Origin of the sequence: Massilia sp. Root418 (assembly GCF_001425265.1) — a bacterium.
Classification (GTDB): domain Bacteria; phylum Pseudomonadota; class Gammaproteobacteria; order Burkholderiales; family Burkholderiaceae_D; genus Rugamonas.
On record NZ_LMEC01000024.1, the window covers coordinates 232,764 to 247,086 of the forward strand.

Annotated in this window: 14 protein-coding genes; 5 read left to right on the plus strand and 9 right to left on the minus strand. The window is 65.7% G+C overall.

What is annotated here, in order from left to right; genetic code table 11:
• Nucleotides 1–43 precede the first annotated feature (43 nt).
• Both ASC94_RS26120 and ASC94_RS26125 read right to left on the minus strand, forming a co-directional pair.
• Entirely contained in the window at nucleotides 44–412 is a 369-nt protein-coding gene (locus ASC94_RS26120; RefSeq protein WP_056403074.1) for a response regulator, read from the minus strand.
• A gap of 9 nt (nucleotides 413–421) precedes the next feature.
• A complete protein-coding gene (locus ASC94_RS26125) occupies nucleotides 422–1,579 on the minus strand; it encodes a methyl-accepting chemotaxis protein (protein ID WP_229417416.1) in 1,158 nt (385 codons plus the stop codon).
• A 166-nt stretch (nucleotides 1,580–1,745) separates the two neighbouring features.
• Here ASC94_RS26125 and ASC94_RS26130 point away from each other — a divergent pair, with 166 nt between their 5' ends.
• A complete protein-coding gene (locus tag ASC94_RS26130; protein ID WP_056403077.1) occupies nucleotides 1,746–2,303 on the plus strand; it encodes a chemotaxis protein CheD in 558 nt (185 codons plus the stop codon).
• On the opposite strand, the gene ASC94_RS26135 is transcribed toward ASC94_RS26130, so the two are convergent.
• The 3 genes from ASC94_RS26135 to ASC94_RS26145 form a co-directional block, all read right to left on the minus strand.
• Nucleotides 2,269–2,616: a hypothetical protein gene (locus tag ASC94_RS26135; protein WP_082616852.1), complete on the minus strand. Its 348-nt coding sequence runs from the start codon at nucleotides 2,614–2,616 to the stop codon at nucleotides 2,269–2,271. The two genes, ASC94_RS26130 and ASC94_RS26135, sit on opposite strands and share 35 nt — an antisense overlap.
• Nucleotides 2,617–3,579: a DnaJ C-terminal domain-containing protein gene (locus ASC94_RS26140; RefSeq protein ID WP_056403080.1), complete on the minus strand. Its 963-nt coding sequence runs from the start codon at nucleotides 3,577–3,579 to the stop codon at nucleotides 2,617–2,619.
• A gap of 89 nt (nucleotides 3,580–3,668) precedes the next feature.
• Entirely contained in the window at nucleotides 3,669–4,394 is a 726-nt protein-coding gene (locus ASC94_RS26145; RefSeq protein ID WP_056403083.1) for a beta/gamma crystallin-related protein, read from the minus strand.
• A 143-nt stretch (nucleotides 4,395–4,537) separates the two neighbouring features.
• Here ASC94_RS26145 and ASC94_RS26150 point away from each other — a divergent pair, with 143 nt between their 5' ends.
• Nucleotides 4,538–5,944 carry an MATE family efflux transporter gene (locus tag ASC94_RS26150; RefSeq protein ID WP_056403086.1) on the plus strand — a complete coding sequence of 469 codons (1,407 nt, stop codon included), beginning with the start codon at nucleotides 4,538–4,540 and terminating at the stop codon, nucleotides 5,942–5,944.
• A gap of 117 nt (nucleotides 5,945–6,061) precedes the next feature.
• Nucleotides 6,062–8,278: a S9 family peptidase gene (locus ASC94_RS26155; RefSeq protein ID WP_056403529.1), complete on the plus strand. Its 2,217-nt coding sequence runs from the start codon at nucleotides 6,062–6,064 to the stop codon at nucleotides 8,276–8,278.
• Nucleotides 8,279–8,377: 99 nt separating this feature from the next.
• Here ASC94_RS26155 and ASC94_RS26160 read toward each other — a convergent pair whose 3' ends face one another.
• The 3 genes from ASC94_RS26160 to ASC94_RS26170 all read right to left on the minus strand — a co-directional run bounded on the left by ASC94_RS26160 (nucleotide 8,378) and on the right by ASC94_RS26170 (nucleotide 11,356).
• Complete coding sequence (locus tag ASC94_RS26160; RefSeq protein WP_056403088.1) at nucleotides 8,378–8,569, minus strand: CsbD family protein; 192 nt, start codon at nucleotides 8,567–8,569, stop codon at nucleotides 8,378–8,380.
• Nucleotides 8,570–8,665: 96 nt separating this feature from the next.
• Nucleotides 8,666–9,307 carry a bifunctional 2-polyprenyl-6-hydroxyphenol methylase/3-demethylubiquinol 3-O-methyltransferase UbiG gene (locus tag ASC94_RS26165; protein ID WP_056403093.1) on the minus strand — a complete coding sequence of 214 codons (642 nt, stop codon included), beginning with the start codon at nucleotides 9,305–9,307 and terminating at the stop codon, nucleotides 8,666–8,668.
• A 9-nt stretch (nucleotides 9,308–9,316) separates the two neighbouring features.
• Nucleotides 9,317–11,356 carry a M13 family metallopeptidase gene (locus tag ASC94_RS26170; protein WP_056403096.1) on the minus strand — a complete coding sequence of 680 codons (2,040 nt, stop codon included), beginning with the start codon at nucleotides 11,354–11,356 and terminating at the stop codon, nucleotides 9,317–9,319.
• 267 nt (nucleotides 11,357–11,623) lie between these two features.
• Between ASC94_RS26170 and ASC94_RS26175 the strand changes: the two genes are divergently transcribed.
• Together ASC94_RS26175 and ASC94_RS26180 are read left to right on the plus strand one after the other, a co-directional pair.
• Nucleotides 11,624–12,451: an HDOD domain-containing protein gene (locus ASC94_RS26175; RefSeq protein ID WP_056403098.1), complete on the plus strand. Its 828-nt coding sequence runs from the start codon at nucleotides 11,624–11,626 to the stop codon at nucleotides 12,449–12,451.
• Between the two features lie 171 nt (nucleotides 12,452–12,622).
• Nucleotides 12,623–12,904 (plus strand): flagellar protein FliT, encoded by a 282-nt coding sequence (locus ASC94_RS26180; RefSeq protein ID WP_056403101.1) that lies wholly within the window; start codon nucleotides 12,623–12,625, stop codon nucleotides 12,902–12,904.
• 129 nt (nucleotides 12,905–13,033) lie between these two features.
• Here the strand turns inward: ASC94_RS26180 and ASC94_RS26185 are convergent, their stop codons facing one another.
• On the minus strand, nucleotides 13,034–14,251 hold the full coding sequence (locus ASC94_RS26185; protein WP_056403104.1) for an aminotransferase class I/II-fold pyridoxal phosphate-dependent enzyme: 1,218 nt from the start codon (nucleotides 14,249–14,251) through the stop codon (nucleotides 13,034–13,036).
• Nucleotides 14,252–14,323: the final 72 nt, after the last annotated feature.

Sequence of the window (14,323 nt, forward strand, 5' to 3'; positions counted from 1 at the left end):
AGACCCTGGGCGGTGGTGTGTGGCATGGCGGCTCCCGGTGCGCTCAGGGCAGGCAGAGTTTTTGCACGGCGCCCAGCAGCACTTCCGGCTTGAACGGCTTGACCACCCAGGCGCGCGCGCCGGCCGCCTGGCCTTCGCGCTTCTTGGCTTCCTGCGATTCGGTGGTGAGCATGATGACCGGCGTGAACTTGTGGTTCGCCTGCTGCTTCAGCTCGCGCACGAAGCTGATGCCGTCCATATTCGGCATGTTCACGTCGCACACGATGAGGTTGATTTTCTTATCGCCCAGCTTGCTCAGTGCGATCTGGCCGTCCGCCGCTTCAATCACGTCATAGCCCGCGCTCTTGAGCGCGATGCCCACGACCTGCCGCAGCGAAGCCGAGTCGTCTACCACCATAATGGTCTTGGCCATACTTACTCCTTAAAAAAAAGTGACTTCTTCGGCCGGCGCCGCCAGCACGGCCGGCTTGTCTGCGCCGCGGTCCAGCGCGTATTCCTCGGCCATGGCGTAGGTCTTTTCCAGCGCAGCCAGCAGGCCGGCCGAGTCCAGCGGCTGCAGCCGGCGGTCCTGCTCGAAACTGTCGCAATTGTGTTCCAGCGCGGCGCGCAGCAGGTCGATGTTCTGCTTCACGTGGCTCATGATCTGGGTCACGCGGTCCTGGAACTGCAGCTGCACGAGGGCCTCGCCCACTTCGTACTGGATGCCGACGCTTTCCTGCTTCAGCAGGTTGCTGGACTGGACCAGCGCGTCGGTCACGCCGCGAAAGCCGCCCAGCACGCTGGAGATGGCTGCTTCGGACAGGCGCATCGATTCCTCTTCCAGCACGCCCGACTGCCGGGCCGCCTGGGTGGTGGCGACGATCGCGTTGCTCACCAGCGCCACTTTCTCGGCGATGCGGCGGCCGGTATCGGCAGACTGGTTCGACAGCATGCGCACCTCCTTGGCGACCACGGCGAAGCCGCGTCCGCGCTCGCCGGCGCGCGCCGCTTCAATGGCCGCGTTCAGGGCCAGCAGGTTGGTTTGCGCGGCGATGCTGGCCACGTCGGCCGCCATCTCCTTGAGCTCGCGCACAAACTGGCCCAGGCCGTTCACCTTGTCCAGCATGGCGGCCTTGCTTTCGGTGGCGGAGCGCAGCGAGGCGACCACGCCCTGCAGTTCGCGCTCGCTGTTGGCGAACACCGTCACCAGGCCGTCGCCGCCGTCCATGGAGGCGGTGGCCACGCTGGAGGCGCCCACCGCCTGGTCCAGGCGCTCGACGATGCCGCCGAAGCGGCCGGCCAGCGCCGCCACCGCCTCGTCCATCTGCGCGATGGAATTTTCGATATGGCGCGACCAGATCGGCGCCACCGAGGCGCCCAGCGCGCGCTGGCCGTCCAGGTACTGGTCCACCGACTGCTGAAATACGCGCTGCATGGACTGGAAGTACAGCCCGCTGGCGTAGCCGCAGCCCACCAGCAACAGTACAGTGAGCAATCCGGCCAGACTGAAGCCGCTGAACGCCAGTACCGCTACCGCAGCCAGCACCGCCAACCCCAGCGGAAGGAGCAAACACGAATGGCTGCGCACAATATTTTTCACTGCCGGGATTCTCCAATGGATGCGCCGTCCCGGCCGGTGGGCCGGATGCGCCAGCAAACTGTATCCACCAAGCAAGTCGGTGTAACCTGTACTTTGGTACAGTGCGGCCTGCCGCCTTGCACCAAAGTACAAGTGCCAGCGGCCGCGCGGGCCGTTAAGGTGGGCCATGACCCCGCATTCCGACATCATCGACATCTTCCTGCTGCCCGGCGAATACTTCGTCGGCGGGCCGGAATACCGCATCCGCACCCTGCTGGGCTCATGCGTGTCCATGACGCTGTGGCATCCGGGGCGGCGCATCGGCACCATGTCGCATTTTTTGTTGTCGGCGCGCAACTCGGCCGGGGAAGACGGCTTGAACAGCCGCTACGGGGAAGAGGCGCTGACGCTGATGCTGGCCGAGCTGCGCGCCATGGCGGTGGACCCGGCGGAATGCCAGGCCAAGATCTTCGGGGGCAGCAGGATGTTCCCGGGACTGGAAGACAGGAAAGCCGGCAATATCGGCCGCCGGAACGGCGAAGTAGCGCTGCGCCTGCTGCGCGCGCACGGCATTCCCCTGGTGTCCGAGAGCCTGTACGGCGTCGGCCACCGCAACATCATTTTCGACGTGAGCAGCGGCCACGTGTGGAGCCGCCAGGCGCCGCTGGACGAGGCGGCTTGCGCACCGGCGGCCGCCGGCGCCGCCAACGTTAAGGCGCCCCTGCGCTGTGCAGCCTTGACCTGAGCCGCCGCACTTCCTCGCACAAGTCCACCACCAGCGCGGCGAGGTCCTCGTCGGCCTCGAAATCGCGTTCCACGCGCAGCAGGCTGAGCGCGCGGCGCAGTTCGCCGCTGGCAAAGCGCCACGCGTGCGGCGGCGCCGCCGTGGCCGCGCCCGAGGCGTCGACCACAATGGCGGCCTGCTCTACGCTGCACAGCAAGGCGCCGCTGCTGACATGGCGCACCACCCAGTCCGGCTCCACCGCACAGGCGCGCGCCAGTTCTTCCAGCGTCAACGCCGAATCGTCCAGTATCTCGCCATAAACGATCTGCATCATTCAAGCTCCCATGCCGGCGCGCGGATTGAAGTTCAGCTCGCGCGCCATGGTTTCGTACAGCTGGCGCGCGCGCGCGCTGTCGGCGGGCGGCAGCACCAGCTCCAGCAGTAGATAGAGGTCGCCGCCCTGCGCGCCGGACTGCGCCTGCGCGCGCGAGGGCGGGATGCCGCGGCCCTTGAGCCGCAGCTTGCGCCCGCCCTGCGACTTGGGCGGCACCGTCACCGTCACCCGGCCCGAGGGCGTGGGCACGTCGATCTCGGCGCCCAGCGCCGCCTCCCAGGGCGCCACCGGCACGGTCTCGTAGACGTCGCGCCCCTCGACGCGGTAGCGCGGGTTGGCGCGGAAGCGGATTTCCAGGTACAGGTCGCCGGCCGGCGCGCCCCCGCTGCCGGGATGGCCCTGGCCCGACAGGCGCAGCTGCTGTCCGGCGGTGATGCCTTGCGGGATGTTTACGTCCAGGGTGCGCTCGCGCGTCACGGCGCGGCCGTGCGCATCCTCTTCCTGCAGGCGGATGCTGACGGTGCGGCTGGCGCCGTGGTAGGCGTCGGCCAGGTCGATTTCCAGCGCGGCGTGGCTGTCCTCGCCGCGCTGCTGCGCAGGCCGGCCACGGCGGCCGCGCGCGCCGCCGATGTTGGCGAACAGGTCGGCAAAAAAGTCGCTGTCGAAGCCGCCGGCGTTGCCGCCCATGCCGCCGCCCATATTGCCCCAGTCGGGCGGCGGCCGGAATTCCTGGCCCGCGCGGTACTGGCCGTTGTTGCCCAGCGCATCGTAGGCCGCGCGCTTCTCCGCGTCGCCCAGCACGCCGTAGGCTTCGTTCAGTTCCTTGGTTTTCTTGTCCGCGTCCGCTTCCTTGCTGACGTCCGGATGGTATTTGCGCACCAGCTTGCGGTACGCCTTCTTGATCTCGTCCGCGCTGGCGGTCTTGGGTACGCCCAGCGCCTGATAGTAGTCCTTGTATTCCACGGTGGAGGCTCTCCAGGGTAATCCGTCATGCCAAGATTACAAGCAAACGCGCGCTGCCAGCGCGCGTTTGCGGCTTGCCGCTCCCCCGCTTAGCGAACCCGGCGCAGCGAAGACGGTTTGTCGTTCATCGGGCCCAGGTTGTCGTAGCGGCCGGGGCCGTAGACGGCGCACTGGCCGCCGAAATTGTCGTGCTCGCACAGCTGCCACTGGCCTTCGTAGATGACCATGGAACTGGCGCGGTCGTTGAAGTCGGCTGCCGTGCGCAGGCTGCGTATTTCGCCCTGGAAGGACACGCGGCGGCCTTCGAAGCGGGCGTGCTCGAACAGCTCGATCGGGTCGGGACGGTTGTAGCCGCCGCCCTGGCGGTCGTCGCGGCGGTCGCGCCACTCCTCGCGGCGCTCTTCGCGGCGTTCTTCACGGCGCTCCTCGCGGTCGTCGCGGCCGTCACGGTCGCGGTCGCGGAAGCCGCCGGCGCCGTAGCCGTTGCCGCGCCCGCCGCGCTCCACCTGGCGCAGCGAGGAGATGCTGTTATTGAAGCGGCGCAGGTCGTTGTGCTCGCCGCGCTCGAACACCGCGCAGTAGCCGCCGAAGTCCTTGTGTTCGCACACTTCCCACACGCCCGAGTGCACGACCAGGCTGGACGCCCGGTCGTTGAAGCCGGCCTCGCGCAAATCGCGCGAACCGTCGCGGATGGTCACTTCCTCGCCGCGGAAGTTATCGCGCGAAAACAGCGTCACTTCGCCGGCCTGGGCGGCGGCGAACTGGCTCAGCAGGGCGGCCGCGAAGGCCAGGGTTTTGATGGTAGTGCGTTTCATGGTCTATGCTCCGTTAGTTCTTCTCATCCAGCGCTCGATGCTTTCTATCAACGATTTAGCTGGAGCATCAGCCTACACGACTGTGTAACAAATTCCTACTGTACCTAGTAGAATCGTTGCTTTAGTCCTAAGATTTCCCATCCATGCCAACCACCTTCACCCTGTCCAACGTCCGTACCGAAGCCGCCGCCCTGTGGAAGCTGGCCTGGCCCGTGCTGGTGGGACAGCTGGCCACGGTGGGCATGGCCGTGGCGGACGTGGCCATGACGGGCCACGCCAGCGCGGACGAGCTGGCGGCCGTGTCGCTGGGCGCGTCGATCTGGTCCATCATCCTGGTCACCGTCAGCGGCACCATGATGGCCATCAACAGCGTGGTGGCGCACGAAGTGGGCGCCGGCGCCTTCGGCACCATCCCGCATTCGGTGCGCCAGGCGCTGTGGAAGGCGCTGGGCGTGGGACTGGCCGCCGCGCTGCTGGCCAACCTGGCCACCTTGCTGTTCAACCACCTGTACCTGGCGCCCGAGATCAATGCGCGCGCCTCGCTGTTCGTGCACATCATCAGCCTCGGCCTGCCGCCGTTCGCGGCCTACCGCGCGCTGTACGGCTACAGCACCTCCATCAACCAGACCAAGCCGGTGATGGTGATCGCCATCCTGGGCCTGCTGTTCAACGTGGTGGTGAACTGGCTGCTGATCTTCGGCCGCTTCGGCCTGCCCAGGCTGGGTGGTATCGGCTGCGCCGTGGCCACCGCCGGCTGCATGTGGCTGATGCTGGCCGCCATGCTGCTGTGGGTACGCCATGCGCCGGCCTACCGCCAAACCTATCCGTTCACGCACTGGGAGTGGCCGCACTGGCCGGAAATCCGCAGCATGCTCAAGCTGGGCCTGCCGATCGGCGTCACCTATTTCGCCGAGGTCAGCGCCTTCGGCGCGGTCAGCCTGCTGGTGGCGCGCTTCGGCGTGGTGGAAGTGTCGGCGCACCAGATCGCGCTGAACTTCGCCTCGCTGGTGTTCATGGTGCCGCTCAGCTTCGGCATCGGCCTGATCACGCGGGTGGGCCAGGCCATGGGCGAAGGCAACGCGGCGCGGGCCCGCTTCGCGTCCTGGGTGGGCGTGTGGATGTCGCTCCTGTTCGCGCTGCTGTCGGCGATTTTCATTGCCGTGTTCCGGCACCAGATCGCGGCCGCCTACACCTCGGACGCGGCGGTGCAGGCCCTGTGCGCGCACCTGCTGCTGTTCGCGGCGCTGTTCCAGCTGTCCGACGCCACCCAGGTGGCCACCTCCTGCGCGATCCGCGGCTACAAGGTCACGCGCCAGCCCATGCTGATCCAGCTGCTGGCGTTCTGGGTATTCGCGCTGCCGGTCGGGTGCCTGCTGGGCCTGGCGCCGCAATGGGCGCAGGGCATGCGCTGGCTGCCCCTGGCGCCGGCTGCGCCCATGGCCGCCAGCGGCTTCTGGATCGGCCTGGTGCTCGGGCTGACCATCGCCGCCGTGCTGCTGGCGGCCTTCCTGAACCGGCTGTCGCTGCAGCGCCTGCACGCGTCGGCCTGACCGCCACGCGCCGCCACCGGGCGCCGAATGAACCACGGTTTTTCGGCGCGTTTTCCAAATCCCAGCAATGCGGCACTCTGGTATTGTCTTGCCCACTTGAACATTTCGGAACTTTTCATGCGCTTGATTCTCTCCTTACTGGCACTGGCGGCCGTCCTGCCCGCCTCCGCTGAACGTTTGACGCTGGACCGCATCTACGGCGACCAGGCCCTGGCTGGCGCCGGCGTGCGCAGCCTCAAGGTGTCGCCCGACGGCGCCCGCGTGACCTTCCTGCGCGGCCGCGACGACAACCAGTACCAGCTGGACCTGTGGGAATTCAACATGAAGGACAAGACCCAGCACCGCCTGGTGGACTCGAAAACCCTGGTGCCGGAAGAGAACCTGTCGGACGCGGAGAAAGCCAAGCGCGAGCGCGAGCGCACTGCCAGCCTGAAAGGCATCCTGAGCTACAGCTGGTCGCCGGACGGCAAGCAGCTGCTGGTGCCGATCGCCGGCAACCTGTACCTGATCGACACCGCCAAGCCGGACTCTGCGCGCCTGGTGGCCTCCGGCGCCGTGCTGGACCCGAAAATTTCGCCGCAGGGCCGCTACGTGTCCTTCGTGCGCAACCAGAACCTGTTCGTGATCGACCTGTCCACCGGCAAGGAGCGCCAGCTCACCACCGACGGCGGCGGCCTGGTCCACAACGGCGAAGCCGAGTTCATCGCCCAGGAAGAGATGGGCCAGCGCACCGGCTACTACTGGGCACCGGACGACAGCGCCATCGCCTACAAGCGCTACGACGAAAGCCCGGTGCCGGTGGCGCGCCGCTTTGAAATCTACGCCGACCGCACCGACGTGGTCGAGCAGCGCTACCCGGCAGCCGGCGACCCGAACGTGACGGTGCAGCTGAAGATCGTCTCGCCGGTCAGCGGCGACACGCGCGATGTCGACCTGGGCAGCAACCCGGACATCTACCTGGTGCGCGCTGACTGGAGCGCCAACAGCAAGGCCCTGCTGTTCCAGCGCCAAAGCCGCGACCAGAAGACCCTGGAACTGGTGTCGGTGGACGCCGCCAGCCTGAAGCAGCGCGTGCTGATCACCGAAACGTCCGACACCTGGACCACCATCCACGACGACCTGCGCTTCCTGAAGAACCGCGACGCCTTCATCTGGTCGTCCGAGCGCAGCGGCCGCAACCATCTCTACCTGTACAGCCTGGACGGCAAGCTGCTGCACGCCATCAGCAAGGGCGACTGGGGCATCGACAACGTGCTGGCGGTGGACGAAAAGGCCGGCAAGGTGTACATCTCCTCCAACCGCGACGCGGTGGTCGACAAGCAGACCTACGTGCTGGCCCTGAACGGCAGCACGGCCGACAAGCCCAAGCGCATCACCCAAGGCGACGGCTGGCACGACGCCTCCTTCTCGCGCAACGGCGAAGTATTCGTCGACACCTATTCCAACCCCAGCACCCCGCCGCAGGTCAGCATCCGCCGTCCGGACGGCAGCATGGTGGACTGGCTCGAACACAACGAGCTGAACGACAAGCACCCCTACGCGAAGTACCAGGCCGACCACCTGCCCACCGAATTCGGCACCCTGCCAGCGAAAGACGGCCAGACGCTGCACTACTCCATCATCAAGCCGTACAAGTTCGATGCCAGCAAGCGCTACCCGGTCTACCTGTCCACCTACGGCGGCCCGCACTCGCAGCACGTGGCGCGCAAATGGGGCAACTACTTCGACCAGTACATGGCGCAGCAAGGCTTCGTGGTCTTCCGCCTGGACAACCGCGGCTCCTCGCGCCGCGAGCGCGCGTTCACCGACGCCAACTACAAGCGACTGGGCACGGTGGAAGTGGAAGACCAGCTGGCCGGCATTGAATGGCTGGGCAAGCAAAGCTACGTGGACGCCAAGCGCATCGGCGTATTCGGCTGGAGCTACGGCGGCTTCATGACCCTGCGCCTGCTGTCGCAAGCGTCGGACAAGATCGCCATGGGCGTGTCGGTGGCGCCGGTGACGGACTGGAAGCTGTACGACACCCACTACACCGAGCAGTTCATGAGCACGCCGAAGGACAACCCCGAAGGCTACAAGCAGAGCAGCATCTATGCCCACGTGGACGGCCTGAAATCGCCGCTGCTGCTGGTGCACGGCATGGCCGACGACAACGTGCTGTTCACCAACACCACGCGCATGATCGACGCGCTGGTCAAGCGCAATGTGCACTTCGAGCTGATGACCTACCCGGGCGCCAAGCACGGCATTTCCGGCACCACCAGCCAGCGCCACGTGTACGGCAACATCGAAGCCTTCTTCAAGAAAAACCTCAAGCCCGACACCATCCAGTAACACCCCCGAAAATGGGGTCAGGGTTAATTATTCGGGCAACTATTTCGAGCAAACAAAAAAAAGCCCGCGCAAGCGGGCTTTTTTTCTGGCCGCAAGCACTTAGCGGTTGCCGCGGTCGATGGCGTCCTTGATCGTTTCCTTGGCGTCGCCTACGCCCTTCTGCAGTTTGCCTTCGGATTGCTTGGCAAGGCCCTTGGCCTGCTGCTCGGAGCTGCCGACCAGTTCGCCAACTTCCTGCTGAACTTTACCAGCGATGTCCTTGGCTTTACCTTTGACTTGGTCCTTGTTCATGATGCTCTCCTTGGTTGGTTAGGCTCACACGCAGATGCGGTGTGCTGGAAAGCATCGTAGCCCCGGACCCCTTACGCTTCTGTACGCTCGCGCACACTAACTGGACATTGGCTTGCGCCACAGGCTGGCCAGCCAGGGCTGCTGTTCGCGCGGCAGACCTGGCGGACGGTAGTAGTGGCCCAGCGCTTCGAAGCCGGCGGCGGTGAGATAGCGTTCCCAGGTTTCGTAATCGTAGTAGCTGCCGTAACGCGGGCCGTTCCAGCCTTCGCGGTTGTCGCCGCGCGGGTTGGAACTGAACAGTACGCCGTCCGGCTTGAGCGCCGCGTACAGCCGCCGCAGCACGTCCGGCAAGGCCGCGCTGGGGACGTGGAACAGGGAGGCGTTGGCGAAGATGCCATCGAAGGCAGCGGCCGGCAAATCGAGCTGGACGAAATCCTGCTGCCACACTTCGCAGCCGCTCCATGCGCGCGCCATGCGCACGAACTCGGCCGAGCCGTCCACGCCGACTGCGCTATGGCCCAGCTCGCTGAAAGTCTTCAGATCCCGCCCCGGTCCGCAGCCCAGGTCCAGGATGCGGTATGGCGCGGCGGAGCGTATCGCGCCCAGCAGTGCGCCCACGTTCTGGCTCACGTCGTGGTCGCGCGTGCCTTCGAAAAACTGCTGCGCGCTGTGTTCATAGTGCTGCAGCGTGGCCTGCGTGATGTGCGTAATGCGCTCGATATCGTTGTCCGGTTCCATGCCCCTACTTTACCAGACCCGCACGCGCTCCTGTGGCGCCAGGTACAGCTGCTGGCCGGGCTGGACGTTGAACGCCTTGTACCACGCGTCCAGGTTGCGCACGGTGTAGGTGCGCCAGCGGGCCGGCGCGTGGCCGTCCGTCATCACCTGGCGGCGCAGCGACGGTTCGCGCGCCACGCTGCGCCAGCTTTGCGCGTAGCCGAGGAAGAAGGCGCGGTCGTCGCCTTGCGGGCTGGCCGCCTTGAACGCGTCATAGGACGCCGCCAGGCCGGCCAGGTCGGACAGGTTTTCGCTCAGGGTCAGCTGGCCGTTGATGGCCAGGTCCGGGAACGGCTTGTAGCTGCTGTATTGCGCCGCCAGCGCAGCGGAGGCGCTCTTGAAGTGCGCCGCGTCGGCCGGGGTCCACCAGTCGCGCAGGCGGCCTTCCGAGTCGAACTGGGCGCCGGAATCGTCAAAACTGTGGCTGATCTCGTGGCCGATGACGGCGCCGATGGCGCCGTAGTTCAGCGCGTCCGGCCCTTTCGGATCGAAGAACGGCGGCTGCAAGATGGCGGCCGGGAAGTTGAGCGCGTTCTGCATCGGCATGTTGACCGCGTTCACCAGCTGCGGCGGCATGCACCATTCCTTGCCGTCCACCGGCTGCTGCAGCTTGGCCAGCTGCTGGGCGTAGTGCAGGCGGGACGCCCGTTCGGCGTTGCCGTAGGCATCGTCCGGCTTGACCGCCAGCTGGGCATAGGACGTGAATCTGTCCGGGTAGCCGACGCCGACATACAGCGCGTCCAGCTTGGCGTGCGCTTCCTTGCGGGTCGCCGGCGCCATCCACGCCAGCCGGTCGATGCGGCCGTGGAACGCGTGCACGATGTTGGTCACCATCTGCTGCAGCTTGGTCTTCGCTTCCGGCGGGAAGTAGGTCGCGACATACAGTTTGCCGACCGCATCCGGCATGCCGGCGTTCACCGCGTCCAGCGCGCGCTTCCAGCGCACGGCGATCTGCGGCGTGCCGCCCAGGGTGCGGCCGTAGAAGTCGAAATGCTGTTCGGTGAACGCTTGCGGCAGGTAGGCGGCGTTGGTGTTGATGGCATGGAAGGCGAGGAAATCCTTCCAGGCGTCCAGCGAACATTCCTTGAGCAGCGCGGCCACGCCCACCACAGCGCCGGGATGCCACAGCATGAAGTGCTGCTGACGGCCCAGCCCGGCGGTTTGGAAGAACAGCTTCCAGTCCATGCCCGGCGCCTTCCTGGCGAAGTCGGCCGCGCTCCAGGTGTTGTTGGCCTTGAGTACGTCGGCCGAGTCTTCGCGGCTGGCGTGGGTCAGCGCCAGCTTGCGCTCCAGTTCGTAGACGCGGGCGGCGCGGGTTTCGGGGTCGCTGTAGCCGGCCAGCTTGAACATGGCGGCGACGTGGGCCTGGTAGGCGGTGCGCAGCTTGTGCATGCGCTCGTCGTCCTCCAGGTAGTACACGCGGTCCGGCAGGCCCAGCCCGCCTTGCAGCAGATAGGGCATATTGCGTTTGGGCTCGTTCATGCCCTGCGACACCCACAGGCCGAGGATGTTCTCGGTATGAAATTCGGTGGCGTTCAACGGGTCGACGTCAGCGCGCACGGTGGCGGCCAGGGCGCGGGTCAGCTCGGTCTTGTCCTTGATGGCGGCGATGCGCTTCAGCGCCGGCTGCATGGGCGTGATGCCTTTGGCCTCGATTCCGGCTTCGTCCATGAAGGCGCGGTAGTAGTCGCTCACTTTTTGCGCTTCGGCGCCGGCGTGCTTGTCGCCCGGCACGGCTTCGATCAGCTTGACGATGCGCTGGTTGGTTTCCTCGGCCAGCTGCGCCATGGCGCTCCAGCTGCCGCGGTCGGCGGGGATGGATGTGGCTTTCAGCCAGTCCGCGTTGGCGTACTCGAAGAAGTCGTCGCCGGGCAGCACGGTGGCGGCGCTGGCGGCATGTGCTTGGGGGGCCGGGACCGGGGCCGGGGCCTGGGCCGCGCACGGCAGTGCGACTGCCTGGAGGGCGCCGGCCAGCGCAAAGCTGAGTACGGTCTTGATGGGTGCGTGCATGTCCTGTTCCTGTTGTTGTGTTTTTGGTCGGCGTGGTACGCCAGTATCCACTCTAAGCAAGCGCGCCGGCCAAAGCGAGCGCGGTGCGACAGACTGCGGATTCGAGGGATGCGCTGCAGAATGCGGGGCATGCCGTGCATCGACTGTGCATGGACTGTGCATCGACTGTGCATCTAAGCTACGCCCGGCACAAAAAGGCCACAAACTTGCGGCGAATCGCTATATAGTTCACCTACAGCAACGCACATAAAACAAGGAGAGCCCCCTATGAAACTTGAAGCCCTTTTCCAGAACCCGACTGCGTTGCCCACGGCTCCCAAAGTTGTTGAAGAATTGATCAGCAGCTTCGACAAGGCCAGCGTTTCCACTGAAGAAATCGCGAAAAAATTGTCCGCCGATCCGGTACTGAGCGCCAAGCTGCTGCGCCTCGCCAATTCCGCCTACTACCACGTCTCGCGCAGCATCGGCACCGTCGAAGACGCCGTGCTGATGCTGGGCTTTGTCACCGTGCGCACGCTGGTGATCAGCTCCGGCCTGGTGAGCGGCTTCAAGACCGTGCCGGGCCTGGATCTGAAACAGTTCTGGCGCTACAGCCTGTACACCGCCGTGTCTGCCAAGTGGATTGCCAAAAAGACCAAGGAAAACACGGACCTCGCCTTCACCATCGGCATGATGCACGCCATCGGCCAGCTGGTGATGCACGCGGCCATGCCGGAACAGGCGATGCAGCTGGACAAGGTCGCCGGCCCGCTGGATTCGCGCCGCCTGGATGCCGAGCAGGCCACGCTGGCCTACACCTTCGCCGACGTGGGCGCGGAACTGGCCCGCCGCTGGAAGTTCCCGGAAGCGTTCTCGGAAACCATCGTGGCCTTCCCCGACCCGATGAACCACGAGCACGGCACCCGCCTGGCCGGCATAATCCATCTCGCGGCCTGGCGCGCGCGGGTGGAAGAGAACAAGCTGACGGACGAGGAAATCGAGGCCTGCTACCCCACCGAGATCGCGGCGGAGCTGGGCCTGGAGCCGAACGCGCTGATCGACGACATGCCGCCGCCTAGCGAACTGAGCGCGGGCCTGGAAGAGCTGGTCAAGTAATCCCACCCCCCCCCACGCCGGCCGGCGCCGCCCTTCTGGGCCGCGCCGGCCTTGTCTTTTTTTCTATCCCAAAAATATTTTCAAATTATTTTTCCAAAACCCTAAAGTTCCCGAAACGCATGACGTTAATCCAGACAAGCAGTAATCCATTTTTACTTTTCAGGATGCGCCATGACCTCCAACGAAGTCCTCTCGATGTACGAAAATGTTGCCAGCCTGACCAATAACATGGCCATGGCAGCGCGCGCGAGCGACTGGGAGAGCCTGGGCCGCCTGGAGAAGCAGACTGCCGTGGCGACCGCCACGGTTGCAGCCGGCGCCACCGTGGCCCCGCTGGACGGCGCCGCCCGCCAGCGCAAGATTGACCTGCTCAAGCAAATCCTGGCCAACGACCGCGCCATCCGCGACGTAACCGAGCCTTGGCTGAACCGCACGCCCGGCATGGCCCAGTAAGCCGTCCCCGCTCCAAACGACAAAAGCGCCTCACGGCGCTTTTTTGTTGCCCGAAAAATCGAGCCTGACCCCATTTTCGGTTGCCCGAAAATCGAGCCTGACCCCATTTTTCGGGGGAATACTGATTGCTTATTTACCAATTGCCACGCGCAGGCACAGGGCGATGCCCTTGGCGGCCTGGCGGATTTCGTCCAGCGAGGGGAAGCTGGGGGCGATGCGGATGTGGCTGTCGTCCGGGTCCACGCCGTAGGGATAGGCGGCGCCGGCCGGAGTCAGCGTGATGCCGGCTTCCTTGGCCAGGGCGACGGTGCGCTTGGCGGCGCCGGGCGGGGTCACCAGGTCGATGAAGTAGCCGCCCTTCGGACGGGTCCAGCTCACGCCTTCCACCTGCCCCAGGTATTCTTCGAGCTGCGCCAGCACGATGTCGAACTTGGGCTTGAGCAGCGCGCGGTGCTGTTCCATCAGCGCTTCGACAGTGGCTTTGTCTTTCAGGAAACGCACGTGGCGCAGCTGGTTGACCTTGTCCGGGCCGATGCTGCGGATGCCTGCATGCCTGGTCCACCAGGCGATGTTGGCTGGCGATGCGGCCAGCGCGGCCACGCCGGAACCGGCCCAGCTGACCTTGGAGCTGGAGGCGAACACGATGGCGCGGTCGGGGTTGCCCGCCTTGGCGCACTCGTCCAGGATGTTGGCCATGCCGATTTTTTCGTCGCCAAGGTGGTGGAAGCGGTAGGCGTCGTCCCACATCAGGCGGAAATCGGGAGCGGCGGTTTTCATGGCGGCCAGGCGGCGCACCGTGTCATCCGAGTACACCACGCCGCCCGGGTTGCTGTATTTCGGCACGCACCACATGCCTTTGATGCTGGCGTCCTCAGCCACCAGGCGCTCGACCAGGTCCATGTCCAGGCCGTCTTCGGTCATCGGCACGTTGATCATCTTGATGCCGCGCTGTTCGCAGATGGCGAAGTGGCGGTCGTAGCCCGGCACCGGGCACAGGAAGGTGACCGGCTGGGAGCTCATCCACGGCGCGTGGCCGGGCACGCCCAGCAGCAGGCTGTAGACGATCACGTCATGCATGAGGGACAGGCTGGCGCTGCTGTCGACCACCACTTGCGCGGCGGGCACGTCCAGCAGCTCGGCGAACAGGGCACGCGCTTCGGGCAGGCCGACGCCGCCGCCGTAGTTGCGGGTGTCGGTGCCGTCGTTGGCGGTGTAGCCGTCCAGCGCGGCCATCAGCGCGTTGGACAGGTCCAGCTGTTCAGGCGCGGGCTTGCCGCGGGACATGTCGAGTTTCAGGCCAAGTTGCTTGAATGCGTCGTATTGCGACTGTATTGATACGGTACTCATGATGCCTTTCCTTTGATTGAAAGCGGGTGCGCAGTGCGCGGGCACCACCCAGCGCCGGTCGCCAGGCGGGAG

What these genes read in the sequence shown, in the direction of transcription:
- ASC94_RS26120 (WP_056403074.1), bottom strand. Translation starts at nt 412, where the DNA reads ATGGCCAAGACCATTATGGTGGTAGACGACTCGGCTTCGCTGCGGCAG.
- ASC94_RS26130 (WP_056403077.1), top strand. Translation starts at nt 1,746, where the DNA reads ATGACCCCGCATTCCGACATCATCGACATCTTCCTGCTGCCCGGCGAA.
- ASC94_RS26135 (WP_082616852.1), bottom strand. Translation starts at nt 2,616, where the DNA reads ATGATGCAGATCGTTTATGGCGAGATACTGGACGATTCGGCGTTGACG.
- ASC94_RS26145 (WP_056403083.1), bottom strand. Translation starts at nt 4,394, where the DNA reads ATGAAACGCACTACCATCAAAACCCTGGCCTTCGCGGCCGCCCTGCTG.
- ASC94_RS26150 (WP_056403086.1), top strand. Translation starts at nt 4,538, where the DNA reads ATGCCAACCACCTTCACCCTGTCCAACGTCCGTACCGAAGCCGCCGCC.
- ASC94_RS26155 (WP_056403529.1), top strand. Translation starts at nt 6,062, where the DNA reads ATGCGCTTGATTCTCTCCTTACTGGCACTGGCGGCCGTCCTGCCCGCC.
- ASC94_RS26160 (WP_056403088.1), bottom strand. Translation starts at nt 8,569, where the DNA reads ATGAACAAGGACCAAGTCAAAGGTAAAGCCAAGGACATCGCTGGTAAA.
- ASC94_RS26165 (WP_056403093.1), bottom strand. Translation starts at nt 9,307, where the DNA reads ATGGAACCGGACAACGATATCGAGCGCATTACGCACATCACGCAGGCC.
- ASC94_RS26170 (WP_056403096.1), bottom strand. Translation starts at nt 11,356, where the DNA reads ATGCACGCACCCATCAAGACCGTACTCAGCTTTGCGCTGGCCGGCGCC.
- ASC94_RS26175 (WP_056403098.1), top strand. Translation starts at nt 11,624, where the DNA reads ATGAAACTTGAAGCCCTTTTCCAGAACCCGACTGCGTTGCCCACGGCT.
- ASC94_RS26180 (WP_056403101.1), top strand. Translation starts at nt 12,623, where the DNA reads ATGACCTCCAACGAAGTCCTCTCGATGTACGAAAATGTTGCCAGCCTG.
- ASC94_RS26185 (WP_056403104.1), bottom strand. Translation starts at nt 14,251, where the DNA reads ATGAGTACCGTATCAATACAGTCGCAATACGACGCATTCAAGCAACTT.